Annotated in this window: 19 protein-coding genes; 11 read left to right on the top strand and 8 right to left on the bottom strand. The window is 67.2% G+C overall.

Annotated elements, in window-relative coordinates; translation table 11 throughout:
* Positions 1-30 precede the first annotated feature (30 nt).
* The 5 genes from H276_RS0105380 (at position 31) to H276_RS0105360 (ending at position 3,368) form a co-directional block, all read left to right on the top strand.
* Positions 31-1,524, top strand: coding sequence for an amino acid permease (locus H276_RS0105380; RefSeq protein WP_019970281.1), 1,494 nt, complete (start codon positions 31-33; stop codon positions 1,522-1,524).
* A 34-nt stretch (positions 1,525-1,558) separates the two neighbouring features.
* Complete coding sequence (locus H276_RS0105375) at positions 1,559-1,741, top strand: hypothetical protein (protein ID WP_019970280.1); 183 nt, start codon at positions 1,559-1,561, stop codon at positions 1,739-1,741.
* A 110-nt stretch (positions 1,742-1,851) separates the two neighbouring features.
* Entirely contained in the window at positions 1,852-2,049 is a 198-nt protein-coding gene (locus H276_RS0105370; RefSeq protein ID WP_231376609.1) for a hypothetical protein, read from the top strand.
* A gap of 38 nt (positions 2,050-2,087) precedes the next feature.
* Complete coding sequence (locus tag H276_RS0105365) at positions 2,088-2,627, top strand: hypothetical protein (protein WP_019970278.1); 540 nt, start codon at positions 2,088-2,090, stop codon at positions 2,625-2,627.
* A gap of 114 nt (positions 2,628-2,741) precedes the next feature.
* Positions 2,742-3,368, top strand: coding sequence for a TIGR03085 family metal-binding protein (locus tag H276_RS0105360; protein ID WP_019970277.1), 627 nt, complete (start codon positions 2,742-2,744; stop codon positions 3,366-3,368).
* Here H276_RS0105360 and H276_RS25620 read toward each other — a convergent pair.
* A complete protein-coding gene (locus H276_RS25620) occupies positions 3,365-4,219 on the bottom strand; it encodes a DUF222 domain-containing protein (protein WP_369758421.1) in 855 nt (284 codons plus the stop codon). The genes H276_RS0105360 and H276_RS25620 overlap by 4 nt on opposite strands.
* 5 nt (positions 4,220-4,224) lie before the next feature.
* Positions 4,225-4,860 (bottom strand): DUF222 domain-containing protein, encoded by a 636-nt coding sequence (locus H276_RS25615; RefSeq protein WP_369758406.1) that lies wholly within the window; start codon positions 4,858-4,860, stop codon positions 4,225-4,227.
* Positions 4,861-5,257: 397 nt separating this feature from the next.
* On the opposite strand from H276_RS25615, the gene H276_RS0105350 reads away from it, so the two are divergent.
* Positions 5,258-6,187, top strand: coding sequence for an LLM class F420-dependent oxidoreductase (locus H276_RS0105350; RefSeq protein ID WP_026356619.1), 930 nt, complete (start codon positions 5,258-5,260; stop codon positions 6,185-6,187).
* Between the two features lie 200 nt (positions 6,188-6,387).
* On the opposite strand, the gene H276_RS0105345 is transcribed toward H276_RS0105350, so the two are convergent.
* Complete coding sequence (locus H276_RS0105345; protein WP_019970275.1) at positions 6,388-6,672, bottom strand: hypothetical protein; 285 nt, start codon at positions 6,670-6,672, stop codon at positions 6,388-6,390.
* Between the two features lie 45 nt (positions 6,673-6,717).
* Here H276_RS0105345 and H276_RS0105340 point away from each other — a divergent pair, with 45 nt between their 5' ends.
* Positions 6,718-7,227 (top strand): hypothetical protein, encoded by a 510-nt coding sequence (locus H276_RS0105340; RefSeq protein WP_019970274.1) that lies wholly within the window; start codon positions 6,718-6,720, stop codon positions 7,225-7,227.
* Between the two features lie 6 nt (positions 7,228-7,233).
* Here H276_RS0105340 and H276_RS0105335 read toward each other — a convergent pair whose 3' ends face one another.
* The 5 genes from H276_RS0105335 to H276_RS0105315 all read right to left on the bottom strand — a co-directional run bounded on the left by H276_RS0105335 (position 7,234) and on the right by H276_RS0105315 (position 14,527).
* Positions 7,234-9,084, bottom strand: coding sequence for an Hsp70 family protein (locus H276_RS0105335; protein WP_019970273.1), 1,851 nt, complete (start codon positions 9,082-9,084; stop codon positions 7,234-7,236).
* Positions 9,085-9,159: 75 nt separating this feature from the next.
* Positions 9,160-10,653 carry a dynamin-like GTPase family protein gene (locus H276_RS0105330; RefSeq protein WP_026356618.1) on the bottom strand — a complete coding sequence of 498 codons (1,494 nt, stop codon included), beginning with the start codon at positions 10,651-10,653 and terminating at the stop codon, positions 9,160-9,162.
* 23 nt (positions 10,654-10,676) lie between these two features.
* Positions 10,677-12,521, bottom strand: coding sequence for an isoniazid-induced dynamin-like GTPase IniA (iniA, locus tag H276_RS0105325; protein ID WP_019970271.1), 1,845 nt, complete (start codon positions 12,519-12,521; stop codon positions 10,677-10,679).
* Positions 12,522-12,602: 81 nt separating this feature from the next.
* Entirely contained in the window at positions 12,603-13,700 is a 1,098-nt protein-coding gene (locus H276_RS0105320; RefSeq protein ID WP_019970270.1) for an IniB N-terminal domain-containing protein, read from the bottom strand.
* A gap of 302 nt (positions 13,701-14,002) precedes the next feature.
* Positions 14,003-14,527 carry an Rv0340 family IniB-related protein gene (locus H276_RS0105315; RefSeq protein ID WP_026356617.1) on the bottom strand — a complete coding sequence of 175 codons (525 nt, stop codon included), beginning with the start codon at positions 14,525-14,527 and terminating at the stop codon, positions 14,003-14,005.
* 228 nt (positions 14,528-14,755) lie between these two features.
* Between H276_RS0105315 and H276_RS0105310 the strand changes: the two genes are divergently transcribed.
* The 4 genes from H276_RS0105310 (at position 14,756) to H276_RS0105295 (ending at position 23,818) form a co-directional block, all read left to right on the top strand.
* Positions 14,756-16,642, top strand: a complete 1,887-nt coding sequence (locus tag H276_RS0105310; RefSeq protein ID WP_019970268.1) for an Hsp70 family protein — start codon at positions 14,756-14,758, stop codon at positions 16,640-16,642.
* 6 nt (positions 16,643-16,648) lie between these two features.
* Positions 16,649-19,150, top strand: a complete 2,502-nt coding sequence (gene iniR, locus H276_RS0105305; RefSeq protein ID WP_026356616.1) for an isoniazid response ATPase/transcriptional regulator IniR — start codon at positions 16,649-16,651, stop codon at positions 19,148-19,150.
* Between the two features lie 281 nt (positions 19,151-19,431).
* A complete protein-coding gene (locus H276_RS0105300; RefSeq protein ID WP_019970266.1) occupies positions 19,432-22,422 on the top strand; it encodes a (Fe-S)-binding protein in 2,991 nt (996 codons plus the stop codon).
* Between the two features lie 121 nt (positions 22,423-22,543).
* The gene (locus H276_RS0105295; protein ID WP_369758405.1) at positions 22,544-23,818 is read left to right on the top strand and encodes a pyridoxal phosphate-dependent aminotransferase; all 1,275 of its coding nucleotides are present in this window, start codon (positions 22,544-22,546) and stop codon (positions 23,816-23,818) included.
* The last annotated feature ends 4 nt before the right edge of the window (positions 23,819-23,822 follow it).

Genomic DNA, 23,822 nt, shown 5'->3' with positions numbered 1-23,822 from the left:
CGACAGCTGCACAGCCGAGATTGGACTCCGATGACCGCGCAGCCTCCGCAAGCCCAACCCGCTGCCGTCCCATCGCCCAACCTGACGAAAGAAGACGCGGGCTATCACAAGGGCCTCAAGCCTCGGCAGTTGCAGATGATCGCGATCGGCGGGGCCATCGGCACCGGGCTCTTCCTCGGTGCCGGCGGTCGGCTCGCCTCGGCGGGGCCGGGTCTGTTCCTGGTGTATGCCGTCTGCGGCGTCTTCGTGTTCCTGATCCTGCGGGCGCTCGGCGAACTCGTGTTGCACCGGGCGTCGTCGGGATCGTTCGTGTCCTACGCCCGCGAGTTCTACGGGGAGAAGGCGGCGTTCGCAGTCGGCTGGCTGTACTTTCTGAACTGGGCGATGACGGCGATCGTCGACACCACGGCCATCGCCACCTACTTCCACTACTGGAAGACGTTCGCCGTCGTCCCCCAGTGGCTGTTGGCTTTACTGGCGTTGACGATTGTCCTTGGCGTGAACCTGATCTCGGTCAAGGTGTTCGGGGAAATGGAGTTCTGGGCCGCGCTGATCAAAGTGCTGGCACTCATGACATTCCTCGTCGTCGGCACGATCTTCCTGGCCGGCCGCTACCCGGTCGCCGGCCAGAGCACCGGCCTGAGCATCCTTGCGCAACACGGCGGCTTGTTCCCCACGGGCGCACTGCCCCTGCTGATCGTCACCTCCGGTGTCGTGTTCGCCTATGCCGCAGTCGAATTGGTCGGCACTGCGGCCGGTGAGACAGCGGATCCCGAGAAGATCATGCCGCGCGCCATCAACTCCGTGGTGGCCCGCATCGCAATCTTCTACGTCGGATCGGTGGTGCTACTGGCGCTGCTGCTGCCCTACACCGCCTACGACAAGCACGAAAGCCCGTTCGTCACGTTCTTTTCCAAGATCGGTTTCAGTGGCGCAGGCGATCTGATGAACGTCGTCGTGCTCACCGCCGCGTTCTCCAGCCTCAACGCCGGCTTGTACTCCACCGGCCGGATCCTTCGCTCGATGGCGATGAACGGCAGCGCACCGAGGTTCACGGCGCGGATGTCGCGCAGCGGCGTGCCGTACGGCGGCATCATGTTGACGTGTGTGATCTGCCTCTTCGGTGTGGTGCTCAACGCTTTTGAGCCGGGTGAGGCTTTCGAGATCGTGCTCAACATGGCCGCGCTCGGCATCATCGCCTCGTGGGGCACGATCGTGCTGTGTCAGCTGCGCCTGGTGAAGATGGCCGACGCGGGCATCATGAAACGGCCCAGCTTCCGGATGCCGCTGACCCCGTATACCGGATACGCGACGCTGCTGTTCCTGTTCGCAGTCCTGGTGTTGATGGCCTTCGACGCTCCGATCGGCACTTGGACGATCGGGACACTGGTGATTCTCATCCCGATGCTCATCGGCGGTTGGTATCTGGTTCGCGGCCGGGTGACGGCGGCCGCGCAAGAGCGTATGGGCTACACGGGTGAATTCCCGGTGGTGGCCAATCGTCCGGTGGATCCTGAAAAGTGAGACCCACACAGGCTTGCGATGACGAGGTGAATCGATGACCCGTAACCGTTACGCCGCCCGACCGCCGCTGTACGGGATGGTGATGGTGTTCGTCGCGATGGCGATCGTAGCGATCACCGCGTACTACCACATGGGCTGGTGGTCGATCATCGGCTACACCGTCGCCGCGGTCACCGCGGTCGGCGGCTTCGCACTCGCGTTCCGCGACTTGTCCTGACGGAGAACGGCACCGAGCACGGCTTCACCTTCAACCAGTTCCTGCTGGGCGGCGACGAACCGTTCCTTTTCCATACCGGACAATGCCCTGCACTCACCGAATCCGATTGTGTGGCAACAGCATTGGAATCAGAGGGGCTCTTCCACGCCACCGGTCTGACTACCGTTCTCGGGCCCACCCTGTCGCAACTGGCCGAGCTGAATCCGACGACGCTGCCGATCATGCACGGTTCGTCGTACACCGGCGACGGCGCGGCTCAGCTGCGGGCTCTTGCCGGCGGCTACCCAGCGATGTCCGGCGCGTCATAGCCCGATCCGCGCAGCTCAGTGCATAGCCTTGTCGCGTGATGACTCGGCGAACGCTGGGTGCCCTGCTGGCAGCTGGCGCCGTGCTCACAGCATGCCACTCCAGCATCGAGGGCACCCCCGTCACCAGCGCACCCCAACTGGGCGAACCCAGCTTCCCGACGCCCCGTCCGAGCCTGTCCAGCCCAGCGCCTTCACCCAGCACCACCACAGCGCCGAGTACATCTCAGGCCCCGGCCGGCGCCACCCAGCTCGAACCAAAGGACGGCTACGTCTTCATCCGAACCAAATCCGGCAAGACGCGCTGCCAGATCTCCAGTGCGGAAGTGGGCTGCGAATCCGAGTTCACCAATTCACCGGTCATCGACGGCTCGCCCGCCAACGGTGTTCGCGTCGGAGCGGGCGGCCAACTCCATTGGGTAGTAGGGAATCTCGGTGATATCCCGGCGGTAACCCTGGACTACCGCAGCTACCGCGCACTGGGTTGGACCATCGACGCCGGCAGCGACGGCACCCGGTTCACCAACGACGCCAGCGGTCACGGCATGATTGTCGCGGTGCAGGGTGTACAGACGTTTTAGAGTTGCGGTATGAGTTCCAGCGAGGAGTCGGAGGCGGATCGCGCATGAGTTCCAGCGAGGAGCCGGAGGCGGATCGCGCATGAGTTCCAGCGAGGAGCCGGAGGCGGATCGCGCATGACCACAGCAGCCAAGCGTGAGCGCGCGGCGCTCGTCGAAGCCATGCGATCCGCAGGCCCGGACGCCCCTACGCTGTGCGAGGGCTGGAAAACCCGTGATCTGGCGGCCCACCTGGTGGTGCGCGAGCACAGGCTCGATGCGGCACCCGGCATCCTCGTGCCACAACTCGCCGGCTACACGGCCAGAGTGCAGGACCAAATAACGGCCGCCACCGGCTGGGACGAGCTGCTCGACAAGATCGCGGCGGGCCCGCCCCTGTACTCACCGTTCTTCCTGCTCGACCCGCTGGTCAACGTCGCCGAGATGTTCATCCACGACGAGGATGTGCGACGTGCCCAACCCGACTGGAAGCCAAGGGAACTCGACGAATCCACCGTCAGCGCACTGGCTCGGACGGTGTCTGGCATGGCCAGGATGACGATGTCGAGATCACCGGCACGGGTCACGTTGAACACCCCCGACGGCACGACGCTGGCCACGGTCGGACATGGCCCAGAGGTCACCGTCACCGGCGCACCCGGCGAGCTGCTGATGTTCGCCGCGGGCCGCGAGCAGGCCGAGGTGACGTTCTCCGGCGACGACGACGCCGTCGCCACGCTGCGCTCCGCCCGCCGCGGCCTCTAGCGATCGTCGGGCCCGTCGCGATTGCTGGGCTCGTCGGACTTCCGGCTGGGCTCCTCAGACTCCGCATCGCGCATCAAGGCGCCGCCGGTGTCCTCGCCGCGGCCATCGCTGAGCGGCTTTTCATTCGGGTGGGAGAGGTCTTCGGGGCGCCAGTAGTGGTTGAGGCGGTCTTGGCCGGTGTCCAGCAGTAGGGGTGGGATCCATTCGATGCGGCCGTCGGCGCGGATGCGGGTGGTCCAGCCGTGGTCGTTGACGAGGCGATTGTCTGCGGGGCAGGCCAGGGCCAGGTCGGTGATGTCGGTCTGACCGCCTTTGGCGAAGTCCAATTCGCCGTGGTGGCCCTGGCAGCGGTCCGGCGGATTCGCGCAGCCCGGTTTGGTACAGCCGCGATCCCGTGCGTGCAGCACGATGCGTTGCCCGACCGAGGCGATGCGCTTGCTGCGGCCCAGATACAACGGCACCTCTGTGTGGTTGGCGAACACTGCCAGGTAGTGCCGGGCATGGGCGGCCATTCCGATGACCTGCGGTATGGACAGTCGGGTGCCGCTGCTGGTGGTGGCGACCCCGGCCAGGGATTCCAGTTCCCGCACCGTGGTCGAGATGACCACCGATACCGGTAATCCGTTGTGTTGTCCCAGCGTCCCCGACGCCAGCAGTGCGCGGCCTATCGCCAGGAAAGCGTCGTGGGTGCGTTGCGCGGCGCTGCGGGTGTCGGTGGCGATGGCCTCGGTGCTGGGTGTGCCCTCGACACACGGAGTGTCGTCTGCACGGTTGCACATGCCGGGGGCAGCCAGCTTGGCCAGGATCGCCGCGAAGGTGGCCGCGGTTTCGGCGTCGAGATACCCGTGCACCTTGCTCAACCCGTCGATTCCCTGCGGGAAGATCTCGATGCCGCGGCGACGCTGCTGGACGGATTCGGGGGGTCGGGGCCGTCCTGGTGGAGCAGAAACGTGATGCGATCGGCACAGCGTTTCAGGATTTCCGGGGAGTTACCGGAGGCGATGGCGGCCAGATCGTCGTCGATCTGGGCGCGGGTCTGTGCATCCAGCGGCACCGGGCACTTGGTGAAAAACTTGTCGATGACGGCGACGTGGTCGGTGTTGATCTGGCCGGCTGCCTGGGCCGTGGCGGTGGCCGGCAGTACCGGTGGCAAGGGTTGGCCGGTGGTGGCGGTCCGTGGTCCGAGGAGGGCGGCATCAGCGATGCGGCGTGTGGCGTCGGTTTTGCTGATCCGTAACCGGATCGCTAACACCTCGGCCCAGTTTTTCGCGCCGATCTCGCGTGCGGTGGTCCGCGTCTGGGCCTCGGCGAGTAACCGATGGTCCACTGCAGGGGCGCGGCGGGCCTGCATCTCGCGGCGGGATTGCAACTCCAGCAGTTCCGGCAGGGTCATCGCCGCGAAGGTCAACGCGGCCAGTTTCTCGCAGACCGCGTCGTACTCGTCGAACACCGCCAGCACCGTTTCCCGGTCCACAACAGCATTCGCAAGCATGTTCGAATTCTATCGCCGCGCACCCGCGCTGAACCGGGTTATCCACAACCCCTAGTTCATCCACAGACATTAACTGTTGCTCCGATGCCAGCAAGGAGCACGCCCTGTCTGCTGACGACCCAACGCACATACTTTCGCCAGCTCAACCTGTCTCGGTCCACCATCCGTAGCTCGGGTAACCGAAGCCTGCGATCGAATCAATGGGCAGATCGTCTGCGGACCACAAATTCCCATCCCCTGCTCGGGACCCGGCGCTCCGTGCGGATAAGCTCGTACCGCGATTGAGTGTTCCACAATCCAGGTACGCCAACAGAATTCACCGACCTCCTGCCGTCGCTCACCAGACGGGCACCCCGATGCGAGCACGTACACCACTCGGAGCTCTAGGGTGGAGGTCGTGGATTTCCGTGTGTTCGTCGAACCTCAGCAAGGCGCTACGTACTCCGATCAGCTGGCCGTCGCCCGCGCGGCCGAACAGTTGGCGTATTCCGCTTTCTTCCGGTCCGACCACTACCTCGCGATGAGCGGTGCCGGCCTGCCCGGGCCTACGGACTCCTGGGTCACGCTGGCCGGCATCGCCAGGGAGACCTCGACCATTCGGCTGGGCACGATGGTCACCTCGGCGACCTTCCGCCATCCCGGACCACTGGGCATCTCCGTCGCTCAGGTCGACGAGATGAGCGGTGGCCGTGTGGAATTGGGTATCGGAGCGGGCTGGTTCGAGGCCGAGCACCAAGCTTATGCCATCCCGTTCCCGCCGCTGGGCGAGCGGTTCGACCGGCTGACCGAACAACTCCGGATCATCACGGGCATGTGGGACACTCCGGTCGGGGAAAAGTTCGACTTCACCGGCAAGCACTACACCGTCACCGATTCACCTGCCCTGCCCAAGCCGACCCAGTCGCATCCGCCGATCATCATCGGCGGTGGCGGCCCCAAGCGCACTCCGGCGCTCGCCGCGGAATTCGCCGCCGAGTTCAACATCGCGTTCGTGCCGTTGGAGACCATCGAGGCGCAGTTCGCACGGGTCGCCGACGCGGTCACCGCCGCGGGTCGGGCGCCGGACTCACTGACCTACTCTGCGGCATTCGTCCTGTGTGCCGGTCGCACCGAGACCGAGATCGCCGACCGGGCGGCGGCCATCGGCCGTGAAGTCGATGAGTTGCGCAGCAATTCGCCGCTGGTCGGGACGCCCGCCGAGATCGTCGACAAGCTCGGTCCGTTCCTCGAATCCGGAGTACAGCGCGTCTACCTCCAGGTGCTCGACATGGCCGATCTCGACCACCTCGAGCTGTTCTCGAACGAAGTCGTCGGCCAATTGAGCTGAGCGGAGCAGGGCCAGGTAACGCGATTATCATCGGAGCCCGTGACTGCCAAGGACGACGACCAGGCTCCCGAGCCGCCCTGGCACCATTCGACACCGGTGGTCGCCGGTGCGAGCGCCGTGACACTGGGCGTGATCGCCTTGCTGGTGTGGGGTGTGGTGAGCCTGACGAGCAGCGCCAACAGCCCGCAGGAAGCACCGACTCAGTTCGTCGACCCGACATTCGCATCGTCAACACCGACCAGTTCCATCACAACCACGACCGCCACCATCACGACCACGGGGCCGGTGAGTACTACAGATTTCGGGCCGCCGCCGGATGCTGCCACGACATCCGGGTCGGACACGACGACGCCGACCGACACCACGACGCCGACCGACACTTCATCGTCGAGGCCGTCGACGACGAACGAGCTACCCACCACGCGCACCCACGCCGGTGAAACCAGCACCAGCCTCCCCCGGCCCCGCCAGAACGTGACACGCACGCTCTATCCGATTCCCGGTAACTGACGCCGCTACCATCGGTTCACGTGTCGAACTACTACTCCGACGACGACGAACCGACTCAATACGCCCAGAGCTACGGTGCTTACGGCGCACAGCCGGAGCCACCCGCGCCCGAACCTGTCCCCTGGTACCGCAAACCAGTGGCTCTCCTGGGGCTCGGAGCCCTCGGCGCGATCATCGTGGCGCTGGTCGTCTATGCGATCGTGCAGCTGTTCTCGTCGGGAGGCGACACCAAACCCGCGGGTGTCACGACGACATCGTCGACAACGCCGTCGGTGACGACGACAGCGACGACCGCACCGGCCCAGGAGGCTCCCGGGGTCGCTCCGCCGGCCACGCAGACCGTCACCGAGACCGAGGCGCCGGCCACCACGACGACCACTGATACGGAGACGACGACCGCAACCACGACGACCGAGGAGCCGGCCACCACGACGACCACGACCGAGCCGTCGGTGACGATCAGCACGAGCACGACCGTGGTCACCAATACCGTGACCGTCCCGGAGTTCCCCCGCCGCCACGGCAACTAGCAGCGATTATGGGGTAGGCGCCGCAGACGTCGTCGGCTCCGTCGAGTGGGACGGCTGCGGCGCCGAGCTGGGTTGAGGTGCAGGCTCAGGGGCCTGTGTGTGCGTCGGCTCGGGCTCCGGGGTCGGGGTCGGCGTGTGGGTCGGCTCCGGGGTCGGAGTCGGGGTGTGCGTCGACGGCCGAGGTGGCGTGGACGCGGGAAAAGTCGGGATCGGCAACTGCGGAACCGGCAACTGCGGTAGCGCCAGTGCCGGGATGGGCAACTGTGGGATGGGTGGCAGCTCGGGAGCCGGGGGTGCTGCAGCCGGCACCGGGATGTCCGCGGGTGGCGGATCGGCTGCCGGTGGCGGGGCCGGAGCCACGGCCTGCGGCGCCGGAGCCGACGCCACCTGCTGCCGCTGCACCGAATAGGGCGCCGACGATGGTGACACTGCGGGGGCGGGCGCTGGAGCTACAACCTGAGCAGGGGCATCCTGCACGACGACGGTACGCGTGGGCGGCGCCGCCCCGACCTGCGCCAATGGAGCTTCAGCGGGTGCCAACCCAGGTGCGGCGGGCGAGCTTGCAGGGGCAGCATCCATCTTGTCGGCACGGGCCGCCAGCAGCAGGCCGACGGTGCCGACAACCGCGAGCAGCGCCGCGGCGCACACCACGATGCCGCGATACCACGGGGTGCGGCCCGCCGCAGCGGACTCGACCTCGGGTTCGGCGAACGTGAACGCGGGCCGTGCGGAATCCTCGGACACCGATTCGGGGAGGTAGTCCATGACCTCGGCCGCTTGGTCACTCACCGACCAGGCCAGCGGGGCCGGTGCCAGCCCCGACGCGGCCACGGTACCGGTCATGGAAGACGGAGCCATCACCGCGCGCCGCGTCGCCGCGGTCTCGGCCTCCCCGCGGTGGGCAAGCAGGCCCGCACCGACCGCGGTCACCACCTGGGCCTGCGCGACAGTAATCACCGGCATCCGGAACGCTTCGGAAAGTCGTTGTGTCACAAGGGGAATCCGCGCGGTACCGCCGACCGTGACAAGCGCCGTCAGCTGCGCCGGGTGCACGCTGTTACGCCGCAGCAGATCGTGCAGCGCCTCGATCACGCCGCGCAGCGGCGCGTCCACCGCCGCCTCGAGCTCGGCACGGGTGAGCCTCAGCATGCTGTCCGGCGCCGGGCCGGGCAATCCGGTGGAAGCCTGGTAGCTCAATCGTTCCTTGGCCGCCCGGGTCTCTGCACGCAGGCGGGACAGGGCAGCCACTGCCGCGGTGCCCGAGGCTTCGGCATCAAGGCTGCTCAGCACATGCCGCAGCAGCTCCTGGTCGATGAGATCACCGGAGAAATCGTCGTAACGCACGGTCTGCCCGATCGGTGCGAAACGCGCGTCGGAATCGGCGAGCGTGAGGCTGGTTCCGGTGGCGCCGAAATCAGCCAGGGCGACGACGCCGCGAGCCGGCAGCCCAGGATGCTTCTGTATCGCCGTCAACGCCGCAACAGCGTCGGGTACCACCCGGACGCCGGGCAGTGCGGCGCGTGCCGCATCGAATGCCGTCGAGCTCCAATAGGCGGGCACCGCCACCACGGTGCGCTCCGGGCGCTGCGCCGGACTCGCCGCGCGCGTGAGCGATTCGATCGCGGCGGCCAGCAACTGCTCGGCACGGTGGGCTGAGCCGTCGGCCGCGAGCAGCGGGATGGGATCACCGACCCGCTCCACGAAGCCGGTGATGACGAGTCCGTCTGCGTCCACCACGCCGACCTCAGGCCGGCGGCCCTCGAACAGGGTCAGCACGCTGCGCCGCACGATCGGCGCCCGGGCAGCGACCGCTACCAGGTTGGTCGCACCAACCGACAACCCCAGGCAACCACGCATACCTCCTATGTCGGTCGAAGCGCCCGATTTGTTGCACTCGGCGATGCGCGATCCGCCTCCGGCTTTTCGCTGGGCTCAGCGGTTGTGCGCCGAATACTCGGCAACCAACGCCTCGGCGCTGCGCACCGCGGCCCGGCAGGCGCGGGTGGTGAACGGGTCGTTGAGCGGGTGCTCGGCCCGCCGCCGCCAGCGCTGCGCGGCCGCGAACGCCGCGCGCGGGCCGTCGTAGGGAATGTCGGGTTGCAGACCGAGTCGGCTCGCGGCGTCGGTGCCCGAACCGCCGATGATGCGACGCAGCGAGACCATCTCGTCCTCGTTGAACGTCGTCGGGCGGCCCCGCAGTTGGCTCAGCAGCCGCAGTTCCTCGAACGCGTGCGTGTCGGCCAGCAGCGGGTCGACGTCGGCCAGGATGTAGGGCGTCGCGTAGATCGGGTTGTGCTGCACGAACTGCCGCAGCGACAGCAGGGCGGTGTGCGCCTTGAGCAGATCGGAGCGCTGCGCGAACTGCTGGTCGATGACGTCGCGCAGGGCGATCAGGCCGCTGCGTTCGAGCAGTTCGTCGGCCAGCGCCACGGAATCGGAGATACCCGCACGTAGCACCGCGATGGAGATCCGGATACCGAACATGCCGAACCGCTCGAGCAGCGCCGCCCGGGTCGCCGCATCGACAGGCAGCGAACTATCTTCGCGCACAAAGCGATCCACCGACAGCATGGCCTTGTTGATCTCGGTGGCGTCGACTCCGGCGAGCTTCTGCAGCGCAACGAACTCGCTTTGGCGCAGCGTGCGGGCGGTCAGCGCGAGCAGCCCCGACACCGGCACCACGGCTTGGCAGATCCCGGTCTTGTCCATCTCGGCGGTGAACCGCGTGGCGACGTCCTTAGCCGACATCATGGCGTCGATCCGGCCGGCACCGATCTCGTCGGCGCGCGACGCCACCCCGATCACGCCGAGCGCGCCCGACGAGCCTCCGACCAGCTCACCGATCTGTTTGAGCAATGCGATGTCGGCGGCGTTGAGCGTGCGCAGCAGGAACACGACCGCGTCGACCCGCGGCACCCCGTCCTCGGGCACCAGCAGCCGGTGCGTGCGTTCGGAGACATCGCGCGAGAGCGACGACGTGCCGGGGGTGTCGATGATCGTGGTGTCGACGAGTTCGGCGGCGGGCCATTCCACGTCGAGGTCGGTCACGTCGGCAGGGTCCAGACCCGAGAAACTGAATGTCAGGCCACGGTCGCGCGGGTCGCGTGCAATCGGCACGTTGGTTCGCCGGCCACCGCGGTGGTTGGCGGTCACCTTCGGGGTCGGTCCGTGCCGGAACCAGGTGACGATGCGCGTCGCCTCGGTGGCGTCGGTAGGTGCGATGTCCTCCCCCACCAGAGCATTCACCAGCGTCGACTTGCCTGCCTTGAGGGTGCCGGCGAGCGCGATGCGGATCGGCTGGTTGAGCCGACGCCCGATTCGGTCGAGCTCATTGTGCACGTCGGGTCGATCACGGTACGCCGGATCACTCCGGTACGCCTGGATGGTGCCGCCCAGAATTGAGCGCACCCGATCGCTCGTGCTCACGCTGCGAATTCCGACCCTTTCACTTAACTCCGCGAGCCTAGCGGGGCGACCTGGGCAAGGTTCCCAGCATGCTCAACCACCTGTTTGAGGATGTTGAGCTGACGCTCCAGTTCGGCGACGCGGGTGTTGCGCTCGTTCTCCTCGACTTTGGCCGCCGAGAGGGTGGCCTGCAGTGACTCGTTGAGTGTGCGGCTCGTCTGGTTGGCCACGTCGCGGTAGTGGTCGCGGAGCTGGCGTTGGATTGCCTTGAGCCGGTCGCGGGATTCCTTGCCCACCACGAACGCCACGTCGTCGACGAACTTACGCACGTTGGCTTTGGCTTCGCCGCGGACCCGCAGCATCCGATTCTCCATATCCTCCTTGTAAGCCTTGCGGCCCAACAGAAGTCCCGCGCCCAACGACAGCGGGTTGAACATGCCGAGACCGGCGAAGGAAGTCAGCATGCCGAACATGAGCACGCCGCCGTAAGAGCCGCGCATCCCGGTGACGACCTTGTGACCCGCCCTGATCGGCCCGGCCTCCAACTTCTGTACCGAGCTGAACTCACCGAAACCCGCGCCCATGCCGCGCGCATCGATCTGCGGCAGCGCAACCGCGTCGAGGCCGGCCTTGGTGAAGGTGTCGGCCACCTCGACGGCCAGCGCCTCGGCACGCTGATAGGCCCACACGAAGTTGTCGCCGACGGCGGTGGCCACCGCGTCTTCGAGCTCGGCACCGATCTCGGCCCAGTGCGCCGTGGGATCGACCTTGTCGAGCATCTTCTCGGTGTGCGTGCTGATGGTCCGGAACCGTTGCCGCAGATCGTGATCCACGTCGGCGGTGAGATCGGCGATACCGTCGTTGAGCACCTGCTGCCACAGCGCGCTCTGCGCCAGGGCATCCTGCGCCTCCTGCTTGCGCCGCTCCAACTCGTCGGTCAGCTGCGCGCGAACATCCGGATCGTTGATCGCCGCCAGCTCGCTCTCCACCGCCAGCATCAAATGTTCTGCGGCGGAACGAATGTCATCGACCACCTGATCGCGGACCCGGTCGTGCTCCCGGGACAGCACGCGTTCGGAGAGGAATTTGACGATGGCCGGAAAGTTGGACTCCTCGTTGAGTTCCTTGTCGTTGAGCTGGATGGCGTGGCTGCGCAGTATGGAAGACACCGGAGTCACCGGGACTGCCAGTCCGGCGCGCTGCAGGTGAGCGGTATTGGCGGCGACGATGTCACGCCAGTGCGGGTAGAGATCGGTCTTGGTCGCGACAATCGTTGCCACCGGGCATATTTCGAGTGCCTGCCGAATGAACCTCAGCTCGGGCTCGGTGAATTCCTGGCTGGTGTCGCTGACCATCAACATCGCGTCGGCGTCGGGCAGCAGGCCCAGCGTCGCCGACAGGTGCGGCTGCCCGTGGCCGCCCACGCCGGGGGTGTCGATGAACGCCAGCCCGCCCTGCAGCAGGGGGCTGGGCGCGGTCACCTCGACCCGCAACACCTGCCGGCCGCCGGCCTGCGGGGCGCGGCGCAGATCGTTGCGCAAATCGCCCGGCGGAATGTCGACGAGTTCTGGTTCGGCGCCGTCGGGGCGGGCCACCACGAGCCGGGCCGAGGGCTGTTCGCCGTAGGACACCACGGTGGCCAGCACCGTGCTCTCGTCGTCACCGACCCGGGCTACGGGCATGTTCAGCAGCGAGTTGAGCAGTTGACTCTTGCCCTGCTTGAGCTGCCCGGCGATGACCACCCGGATGTGCGGATCGGTGATGCGCTCCTTGGCGCGGGCCAGACTCTCCACCAGGTCACCACGATCTCTGGCGCCGGCGATCCTGCTGGTGTGGTCGATCAGCTCGACGATCACCGCTGTTTTGCGCGGGTCATTCGATTGCGTCATACGGGAGCCCTCCGGCCTCTAACGGTAAACGGCGAACTGGCGGGGACCCTTGGGTCCCCGCCAGCAGCGGTGCTGTGCCGATCAGAAGCCGTGGAACCCGGCGTGCGGATCGACGGTGTTGTGGCTGGCCACGTCGTTGGTGGTCGACACGTTGGTGTGCAGGCCACCGACCTGGTGCACCGAGTCGTCGGTCACCGAGCTGTGCACGGAGCTGTCGCTGTGCAGCGTGCTGGTGTTGCCCACCGAACTGTCGTGCACCGACTGATCGGACAGCGAGGTGTTGGTCGACGACGCGGTGTGCACCGACGAGTCGATCGAGCTGGTGTTGCCGCTGCCCAGATCGTGCCCCGCGGTGGTCTGGTTGCCGCCGACCGCATGGCTGTCCTTGCTGGTGACGATGATCGAGCCGGCATTGCCGCCGTCACCGGCATTGGCGTGGCCGCCGCTGCCGCCGATGTTGAGCAGACCCCCACCGCTGCCGCTGGCGCTCGCGCCGCCGCCGTGGCCGCCGCTCAAATCGTTGCCGCTGATGACCGGGCCGTCGTTACCGGAGATGATCTGACCGCCGGCGTGCTGCGAGCTGTCCGAGATCTCGTTGCCCTGGCCGACGGCGACGTGCGAGCCGGAGCCGGCCCAGACATCGCCGTTGTTGACGGTGTTGCCGTGGCCGAGCACCGCACCGTCACCGGTGACGATGGGACCGCTGGAGTGACCGGTGTTCACCACGGCACCGTCGGTGGCGGTGTTGGTGGTCGTCTGTTTGTTCCCCAGGGTGATGTCTCCGAAGCCCAGGTTGAAGGCACCCTGCTGAGCGTTGGCGCCGGCGTCCTGATTGGGGCTCATGACCGGCACGTTGTTGTGGCTGGCCAGATCCGTCGAGTTACCGCTGAGCAGGTCGGTGTTGGTCTGCGGCGCGAAGGTCGGCTGCGAGGTGAACGCGGTCTGCGGGGAGGCGATGCTGTGATAGTCGGCAACAGCGCGCTGCAGCCCGTAGACCGGATCGCCGTTGCCGAGTGCGATGCCGGCCGGTGCGGCCGTCGCGGCCACCGATGCCAGTTGCGCGGCGGAAACATTCGGCAGGCCGGCGTCGCGCAGTGCGCCCTCGGGGTCGGCCACGTAGGCCGCGGCTGCGGCGGGGCTGCGGAATAGGTCCATGATGAAGTCGATCAGGGTGATCATCTCGGTACTGCCTTTCGTCGTGTCTTGTCTGGAGTTCTGGTTCTCGTTCCGGGGTGTCCCGGCGAACTGGTGACAACGTTATGGATCCGTCGGGCCGCCAGAAACGGGGCGCGATCCCCTCCCGCCCGCCCGCCCGCCCGGGGTGCCCCGTGGGGATCCATTAGGGGATTAGGGGATCGCTAGGGGTTTCTAGGGCAAAGGTGTCGAATACCTGGGAGATCACTATCTATGCACGTCAACGTCAAAAAGCGCACAACCAGGGTGGTTGTGCGCTAATCCGTGGCGGTGAGATGACGCTGCGTTCAGCTGAACATATCGAAGGCAGCCCCACCGTCGTCGTGGTGATGCTCGTCGACCGTGGGGGCGGTCCAATCCGTACCCAAGTCGGTGTGGATGGCCGGGGCGTCGTCGATGACGCTGTCGCTGAGCTGCAACGACGAATCGTCCAGCGGCGGCGCGGTGAGCCCGGGATCGGTGAAGAAGCCGTCGACCGCGGCGGGCTCGACATGGTCGGGCTCGGTGATCACGTGGTCGACGGTGTGCCCGGTGTCGGCGACGAATGGTGTGTGGTCGCCGAAAGCGTCGAACGCGGCCGTGGCCGCCCCACTTGCCCAGACGTTTCCCGCAGGTTCGTCACCGAAGCCGTCGCCACCGGTCGGTGATGTCAGCGATTCGGACACCACCGGAATGAGATTATTGACGTCGACGCTGGTCACGCCGACCAGATGGGCGTCGGAGATAGCTTGCGACGGGTCTGCGGCGTAGCGCGCTGCGGCGTCGGGATCGCGCACGAGTGCCATGACAAAGTCGAGCAGCGAATTTGCCATGGCGCCTTCCTTACTGTCTTGTGACCATCTCGGGCCTGTCTCGTGACGGCTGTCATCGATGCTATCCACCAGTGACGCCACACGGATCGGTGTCCGACCCACCCCCTCGGCACCCTGATTAGGGGCTCAAGCATTAGGGGATTCCCGCCACTAGGGGATCAATGCTCAATGTTGGGGGGACTAGCCGCTATCGTGGGGACCGCCCAGACAACACAGGAGTGACGCCTGATGACCGACGCACTGGGGTTGTCGATCGGGACAACCAATCTGGTGGCCGCCCGCGAGGGCCGTCCGCCGGTGCTACGCCGCTCGATTCTCACCCTGTTCCCCGACCGCGCCCCGGAGGTCGGCGAGTACGCCGGCCAGGGCCTGCCACTGACCGGCTTCGTCGAGCGGACCGGTGATCCGGTGCCGATCGTCGCCGCCGACGGTTCACAGCATCGTGGCGAGCTCGCACTGGCCGAAGCCCTGGATGCGATCGCCCGCGCGGCCGGTGGAGGTTCACCGGTCACCGTGGCGGTCCCGGCGTACTGGGGTCCGGCTGCCATCGGCGCGCTGCGCGGCGCTTTGCGTGGGAAGCCCGCTTTGGCACCGGCTGGTGTTCCAGCCGAGCTGGTCCCGGATTCCCTGGCCGCACTGGCGGCGTTACGCGCCAACCCCGGCCTGCCCGGTGCAGGCGTCGTGGTGCTGTGCGATCTCGGTGGCAGCGGCACCAGCCTGACGCTGGCCGACGCCGGCGCGGGCCTGGCCACCATCGGCCAGACCGTGCGCTACCCGGACTTCTCGGGCGATCAGGTCGATCAGGCCCTGCTCAACCACGTTCTCAGCGGTGTCGCGGCGGCCGGCAATGCCGATCCTGCCGGCACGGCGGCAGTCGGATCGCTGGCCCGGCTCCGCTCCGAATGCCGTCAGGCCAAGGAACGGTTGTCCGCCGACACTGTCGCCGTCATCCCGACCGAGCTGCCCGGGTTCAGCTCCGATGTCCGGGTGACCCGCTCCGAGCTTGAGCAGCTCATCGCCGGGCCACTGGCGGGCCTGCTCAATGTCATCCAGGATATGTTGCAGCGCAACAACATTGCGCTATCCAGCGTGGCAGCGGTGGCGACGGTCGGCGGCACCGCTGCCATACCGCTGGTGACCCAGCGCCTGTCGGAGCAACTGCGCGTGCCGGTGGTCACCACGCCGCAGCCGCAGCTCGCAGCTGCTACGGGTGCCGCCCTGCTCGCCGACACCATCGCCGATGCGGGCGCTCCCACCGGCATGGCCCCCGGGATCACCGCAGCCGACGCGCCGACCGGCTTGGCGCCCGGGATCAACCCCGCAGACGCCCCGACCGGTATGGCTCCCGGCGCGTGGGCCGCGGGTGCAGCCGGCGGCGAATCCGTGCCCGACGGTGCCGCATCCGCGACATTTCGCTCGCTCGCATGGTCGCAGGACGACGACGCTCCCGGCGACGAACCGGTGCCCTACGCCGGAGGCGATTACAGCCACAACTACGAGAGCGGCGCGACGGGTCCGACATCAGCCCGCCCACAGATGGCGTTCGCCCACGAAGAAGAGGCGTTCGCCGCCGAGCCGGGGCCGCTGCCCTGGTACAAGCGGCCGGTGATCCTGTTCGGGGCCGCCGCGGCCGCGGTCCTGCTGGCGGCAGGAGGTCTCGCAGTGACACTGACCGGCACCAGCAGCGATTCGACGCCGGTGACCGAGACCAGCACGACAGTCTCGATGTTGCCACCGGTCACGACGGTCACCGCCGGCCCGGACGGTCAAGACACCACCACCGTCATCACCCCGACAACCGTGATCACCCAGACGCATACGCGTACGCCGACGGACACCCCCACATCGGACACCACGACGACGACCAGCCCGACCACCACGGAACCGACCACCACCACAACAACGAGCACCACCACAACCACGACGACGACCAGCCCGACCACCACCACGACAACGGCAACGACCACGTCGGCGCCGCCGACCACCACCGAGACTCCGACCACCACGCGCAGCCGCCCAACCTGGACCTTCCCCACGAGGCCGACGAATACCCCGGCACCGGGAGAAGGCGGCGGCACAGGAGATGGCGGCGGAGCGGGCGACGGCGGCGCTTAGCCAGTCATGTCCCTCCCGGCGCCGGACACCGGCATGGACCTGCCGCCGGCCGCCCGCCACGCCGTAGCGGCCGTGGTCGCCGCGCCGACCCGACCGGCAAAGCTGTTGGTAACCGGCGGGATCGGGACAGGTAAGACCTCGGTGCTCACCGCGGTGCGCAGCGCACTGCGTGACGCCGGCCGGCTGGTACTGACCCGTCCACCCCAGCCCCACGATGCTGTCGACGCGGCATACGTAGTCGACGATGCGCAGCTGCTCGGCGACGATGAACTCGACGAGTTCGCCGAGCACATCACCGATCCCGCGGCGACCGTGGTGGTGGCGACCGCACCGCTGGTGCACCGGCCGGCACTGCGCGCCCTGGTCACCGCACTGCAGCGGGAAAGTCCGGCGGTGTCCCTGGGCCCGCTCCCGGTCGCCGAGGTCAATCGCATCCTCACCAGCGCGCTCGGCGCACCCGTGTCGGCCGAGACCGTCAGATCGGTCCTGACTGCGACGGCCGGTCTGCCGTTTCTGGTGACTGCGGCCGCGCGGTCGACGATCCCACCGGATCAGTCTGCGCAGTTCACCCTGATAGACCGGTTGTGCCGCATCGACGTACGCACCCGCGACACCCTGCTGATCACGTCGTTGAGTCAGGGACTTGGCCCCGACGATGTGGCCGCAGCGTTGCACTGCAGCGGCGAGGAGGCCGTGGGCCTGGTCGACCGGGCCCGCGCGAGTGGCCTGGTCGAGCCGTCGTATGACCGCCGGTTCGTGCGGCTGGTGCACGAATGCCTGGCCCAGATCGCCGGCGCCGCACGTCATCACGAGATCGAAACGTCCCTGCTGAACTCGCAGCTGGAGATGTCGACGCTGTCGGCCGATCTCGCCGTGCAACTGGCCGAGCATGGTTTGCGCGACGACCGGTTGGCCGATGCGCTGATCGAGCGCGCGGTCCGCGTGCACGGCCGCCCAGCTCGCGCGGCGGCGCTGTACCGGGCCGCCGCAAAGGCCGGGTCCATCTCCGGCAACACCCGGCTGGCGGACGCGCTGGCGCTTACGGGCGACTGTTCCACGGCTGGCCGGATGGCCGATGAACTGCTGGAATCCGACGACCCCGCGCAGCGCGCCGCAGCCGTTCGGATCGCCGCGAGCATCGCCGCCCACGACGGTAACGCCGCAGCGGCGGCCGACCTGTTTCGGTGGCTGGGACCGTATCCGGACGCCGCGGTGAGCGCGGCCGGTGTCATCGTCGAGGTCGCCGCGGGTGATCTCAACGCAGCGCGCGAAGCGCTGACCATCGAGCGCACCGGCCCGCCCACCGCCGTGGCCCGCGCAGCCCACAGCCTGGCAGAGGGGGTGTTGTCGTCGCTGGATCAGCCGTTCCCGGCCACGGTCGCCCGGCTCGGACAGGCCCTGGCGAGCGAACGCCACGCCGGGGCCGTCGCTCCGGACACCCCGTCGGCGCTGGTCACACTGGTTGCTCTGCACGGCGGCGATCCCGTCCGGGCCCGCAGCGTGATCGGCCGGGCAGTCCGCACGGAAGACACCGACGAGGTGGCCTTCACAGTGCATCGGCACCGGCTGCTGCAGGGCTGGGTACGGATGCAGGACGGCCAGCTCGGGGCGGCCACCGCCGACGCGGCCGCCGCAGACCACGGGCTGCACCGCCGGGACGCTCTGTGGGCCGCCGCGCTGCGCACCGCCATCGCGCGGCGCACCGGGGACAGCGGCACCGTCCAACAGCACTGGTATGCAGCGATGGAGGTGCTGGCCGAGTACTCCGTCGACCTGTTCTCCCTGCTCCCGCTCGGCGAACTGTGGGTGGCCGGCGCCAGGATGCGTCAGGTCGACCGGATGCAGCACGCCCTCTCGCAAGCCTTCGACCTGCTGGAATCCTTGGGCAAGCCGGTGCTGTGGTCAGTACCGCTGCACTGGGCCGGCGTGCACGCCGGGATCCTGGCCAGCTCTCCGGCCGCAGTGGCCCCACATGGGCAGGCGTTGACCGCGGCGGCCGGCGAGAGCGCGTTCGCCCGGGCCCTGGCCCACGCGGGCCGCACCTGGCTTCGTGTGCTAGCCGACCAGGTCGACACCGACGAGGTGACCGTGGCCGCACGGGCCTTGGCGCAATATGGTCTGACCTGGGACGGCACCCGGCTGGCGAGCCAGGCCGCGCTGCACACACCCGACGCCCGGGTATCGCAAGCGATGCTGCAGTTGGCCCGCGACCTCAAACAGAGCAGCGCGGTCGATGAGGCACCATTGCCGGAATCAGCGGCCGCCCCGAGCGCTGCGGCGACGGCTGCCCAGCGCGGGCCGAGCTCCGCCGCGCGGTTATCCGACCGGGAACGCGAAGTCGCCGAGTTGCTCCTGCTCGGCATGCCGTATCGCGACATCGGCAGTCAATTGTTCATTTCGGCAAAGACCGTCGAGCATCACGTGGCCCGGATCCGGCGGCGGCTCGGCGCCGAATCACGCTCGGAAATGCTGTCGATGTTGCGGGCAATGCTGGCCGTGCAGAACTGACAACACCGGCCGGCATTCGGTGCGGGCGAGAAAAATTGTGACGGCCGTCACGGTGGCTGTGACGAGCGTCGCAGTCGGTTACCAGGGAATCGCAAGCGCTTCCACAAGTGGAGCTCAAGGGGTCCCAAAAGCTAGTTAGGGCAGCCTTGGTAGCGGTGATTCCGTAATAGATGTCACTATAAGCAGGCACTGAGCTTAAGTTACCGGTCAGTAACATGGATCTTGTTACCGACCAGTAACCATGGACCTGGGAGGCACCGTTGGAAAACAGCCTGGAGCACATGCTCACGACGGGCCGATTGATCGTTGGATTGTTGGCGACCGCCATCGTCTTGGTATTCGCCGTCAAGCGCATCATGTGGCTAACCAAACTGATCAGCTCCGGGCAGAAGGTCGGTGACGAACGCGGCCGTAAGGACCATCTCGTCCGGCGCTTCCTGAACCAGAACAAGGAAGTCTTCGCCCAGTCAAAGCTCCTGAAATGGTCGATCCCCGGCATCGCGCACTTCTTCACGATGTGGGGGTTCTTCGTCCTCGCCACGGTGTACCTCGAGGCCTTCGGGGTGCTGGTCGACCCCGAGTTCCATATCCCGATCATCGGCCGCTGGCCAGTGCTGGGCTTCCTGCAGGACTTCTTCGCCGTCGCGGTGCTGGCCGGAATCATCGTCTTCGCGATCATCCGGATCAACAAGAACCCCGAGAAGGTGGGTCGTGGATCCCGGTTCTACGGCTCCCACAACGGCGGCGCCTGGACCATCCTCTACATGATCTTCCTGGTCATCCTGACGTACGCGATCTTCCGGGGCGCCGCGGTGAACGTGCTCAACTACGAGGGACGCGCCGCCTTCCCCTATCAGTCCGGTGCGTTCTTCTCCGATGCGATGGCTGCTCTGCTGGCCCCGCTGGGACACACCGCCAACGTGTGGCTGGAGACCCTGGCACTGATGGCCCACATCGGCGTCATGCTGGCCTTCCTGCTGATCGTGCTGCACTCCAAGCACCTGCACATCGGTCTGGCCCCCATCAACGTCACGTTCAAGCGCCTGCCCAACGGTCTCGGCCCGCTGCTGCCGATGGAGTACAAGGGCGAGAAGATCGACTTCGACGATCCCGCCGAGGACGCGGTGTTCGGCAAGGGCCGCATCGAGGACTTCACCTGGAAGGGCAACCTCGACATGGCGACCTGCACCGAGTGCGGTCGGTGCCAGTCGCAGTGCCCGGCCTGGAACACCGGCAAGCCGCTGTCACCCAAGCTCTTGATCATGAACCTGCGCGATCACCTGTTCGCCAAGGCCCCTTACATCATCGAGGGCAAACCGATGCCCGAGGAAGGCTCGGTCGACTTCGCCACGTTGGACCACAGCGCGCATCGGCACGGTGTGCCCGAAGACGGCTACGAACGCGTCATGGGATCCGGCCCCGAGCAGGCGCTGCGCCCGCTGGTCGGCACCCTTGAGCAGGGCGGTGTGATCGACCCCGACGTGCTGTGGTCCTGCACCAACTGCGGTGCCTGCGTCGAGCAGTGCCCCGTCGACATCGAGCACATCGACCACATCGTCGACATGCGCCGCTACCAGGTCATGGTCGAGTCGGAGTTCCCCGGCGAGCTCGGTGTGCTGTTCAAGAACCTGGAGAACAAGGGCAACCCCTGGGGCCAGAACGCCAAGGATCGCACCAACTGGATCGACGAGGTCGATTTCGACGTCCCGGTCTACGGTCAGGACGTCGACAGCTTCGACGGGTTCGAGTACCTGTTCTGGGTCGGCTGCGCCGGCGCTTACGAGGACCGCGCGAAGAAGACCACCAAGGCTGTCGCCGAGCTGCTCGCCGCCGCGGGCGTCAAGTTCCTGGTGCTGGGCACCGGTGAGACCTGTACCGGCGACTCCGCCCGACGGGCCGGCAACGAGTTCCTGTTCCAACAGCTGGCCGGGCAGAACGTGGAGACCATCAACGAGCTGTTCGAGGGTGTCGAGACGGTCGACCGCAAGATCGTGATGACCTGCCCGCACTGCTTCAACACCATCGGCCGCGAGTATCCGCAACTCGGCGCCAACTACACCGTGCTGCATCACACGCAGTTGCTGAACCGCCTGGTACGGGACAAGAAGCTGGTTCCGGTGTCGCCGGTGGGCCAGGAAGTCACCTACCACGATCCATGCTTCCTGGGCCGGCACAACAAGGAGTACGCCGCGCCTCGTGAGCTGATCGGAGCGGCCGGGGCCAAACTCACCGAAATGCCGCGCCACGCCGATCGTGGCCTGTGCTGTGGTGCCGGTGGTGCCCGGATGTGGATGGAAGAGCACATCGGCAAGCGCGTCAACCAGGAGCGCACCGAGGAGGCACTCGACACAGGCGCCTCTGCGGTCGCCACCGGATGCCCGTTCTGCCGCGTGATGATCACCGACGGTGTCGACGAGGTAGCCGCCAACGCCGATCTGCCGAAGGCCGAGGTGCTCGACGTGGCCCAGCTGCTGCTGGCCTCGCTCGACAAGTCCGTCATCACGCTGCCCGAGAAGGGCACGGCGGCCAAGGAATCCGAAGCACGCGCGGCCGTTCGCGCGGAGGCCGAGGCCAAGGCGGAAGCTGCTGCAGCTGCGGCGGCGCCGGTGGTCGAGGAAGCCGCGGTGGCCGCGGCACCGGCTGCGGCCACCGCCGCGGAAGCCAAGCCCGTGACCGGCTTGGGCATGGGGGGCGCCGCCAAGCGTCCCGGCGCCAAGAAAGCCGCACCTGCGGCGGAAGCATCGGCACCGGCCGCAGCTGTCCCCGTCAAGGGACTGGGCCTGGCGGGCGCCGCCAAGCGTCCCGGCGCCAAGAAAGCCGCACCTGCGGCGGAGGCGTCGGCACCGGCCGCAGCTGTCCCCGTCAAGGGACTGGGCCTGGCCGGAGGCGCCAAGCGTCCGGGAGCCAAGAAAGCCGCTGCTCCGGCAGCCGCTGCTGCCCCTGCGGCACCGGCAGCACCTGCCGCCCCGGTGAAGGGTCTGGGCTTGGCTGCAGGCGCCAAGCGTCCGGGAGCCAAGAAGACCGCTGCTCCGGCAGCCGCTGCTCCGGCACCGGCCGAGCCCGCCAAACCGGAACCGCCCGTGGTGGGCCTGGGCATCGCCGCAGGCGCACGCCGTCCCGGTGCCAAGAAGGCCGCGCCGACCAACAACAACGCCGCTCCTGCTGCCCCGGCACCCGTAGCCGTGGCCGCACCGGCGGAGCCTGCCAAGCCCGAACCGCCCGTGGTGGGCCTGGGCATCAAGCCGGGTGCACGGCGCCCCGGTAAGCGCTAAATCGACGCCGCCGATGGCCAGTCATGGCGCATGTTCACTCTGAACTGTGTGCCAGGACTGGCCATCGGCGTTTCTGTCGCCTGTACCGCAAATTGCAAAACAATTGGACGACGGTGAGACCATGGTGGACGTGACTACCCATCAGCTGCCGTGGCAAGGTACCGGGCACCACCCGAAGCCACGGGTATTCGCCCAATCGACGAAGCTGCAGGATGTCCTGTACGAGATTCGCGGGCCGGTACACCAGCACGCCTCACGGCTGGAAGCTGAAGGCCATCGCATCCTCAAGCTGAACATCGGCAATCCGGCGCCGTTCGGCTTCGAGGCTCCCGATGTGATCATGCGTGACGTGATCCAGGCGCTGCCGCATGCGCAGGGCTACTCCGACTCCAAGGGCATTCTCAGCGCCCGCCGCGCGGTGTTCACCCGTTACGAGCTGGTCGAGGGATTCCCCCGGTTCGACGTCGACGACGTGTATCTCGGCAATGGGGTGTCCGAGTTGATCACCATGACGTTGCAGGCGCTGCTGGACAACGGTGATCAGGTGCTGATCCCGACGCCGGACTATCCGCTGTGGACCGCGTCGACCTCGTTGGCCGGTGGTACCCCGGTGCACTATCTGTGCGACGAGACGCAGGACTGGAACCCCGACATCGCCGATCTGGAGTCCAAGATCACCGAGCGGACCAAGGCGATCGTCGTGATCAACCCGAACAACCCGACGGGCGCGGTATACAGCCGCGAAACCCTCACCCAGATCGCGGACCTGGCGCGCAAGCATCAGCTGATGCTGCTGGCCGACGAGATCTACGACAAGATCCTCTACGACGACGCCAAGCACATTTCGATGGCGTCGGTGGCGCCGGACCTGCTGTGCCTGACTTTCAATGGGCTGTCCAAGGCCTACCGCGTTGCGGGCTACCGGTCGGGCTGGCTGGTGATCACCGGTCCCAAGGAACACGCGAGCAGCTTCATCGAGGGCATCAGCCTGCTGGCCAACATGCGGTTGTGTCCGAATGTGCCTGCGCAGCATGCCATTCAGGTGGCTCTCGGCGGCTATCAGAGCATCGATGATCTGGTTCTGCCCGGCGGGCGGCTGCTGGAGCAGCGTGACACAGCGTGGACCAAGCTCAACGAAATCCCCGGCGTGTCCTGTGTGAAGCCCTCGGGTGCGCTCTATGCGTTCCCACGGCTGGATCCCGAGGTCCACGACATCCAGGACGACGAGCAGCTCGTGCTCGACCTGTTGTTGCAGGAGAAGATCCTGCTGACCCAGGGCACCGGGTTCAATTGGCCCACACCGGATCACCTACGCATCGTCACCCTGCCATGGTCACGTGATCTGTCCGCGGCGATCGAGCGGCTGGGCAACTTCCTGGCCAGCTACCGGCAGTAGGCTC

The organism is Mycobacterium sp. 141 (assembly GCF_000382405.1).
Taxonomy (GTDB): Bacteria; Actinomycetota; Actinomycetes; order Mycobacteriales; family Mycobacteriaceae; genus Mycobacterium.
This window is presented reverse-complemented; position numbering and strand designations above follow the sequence as displayed.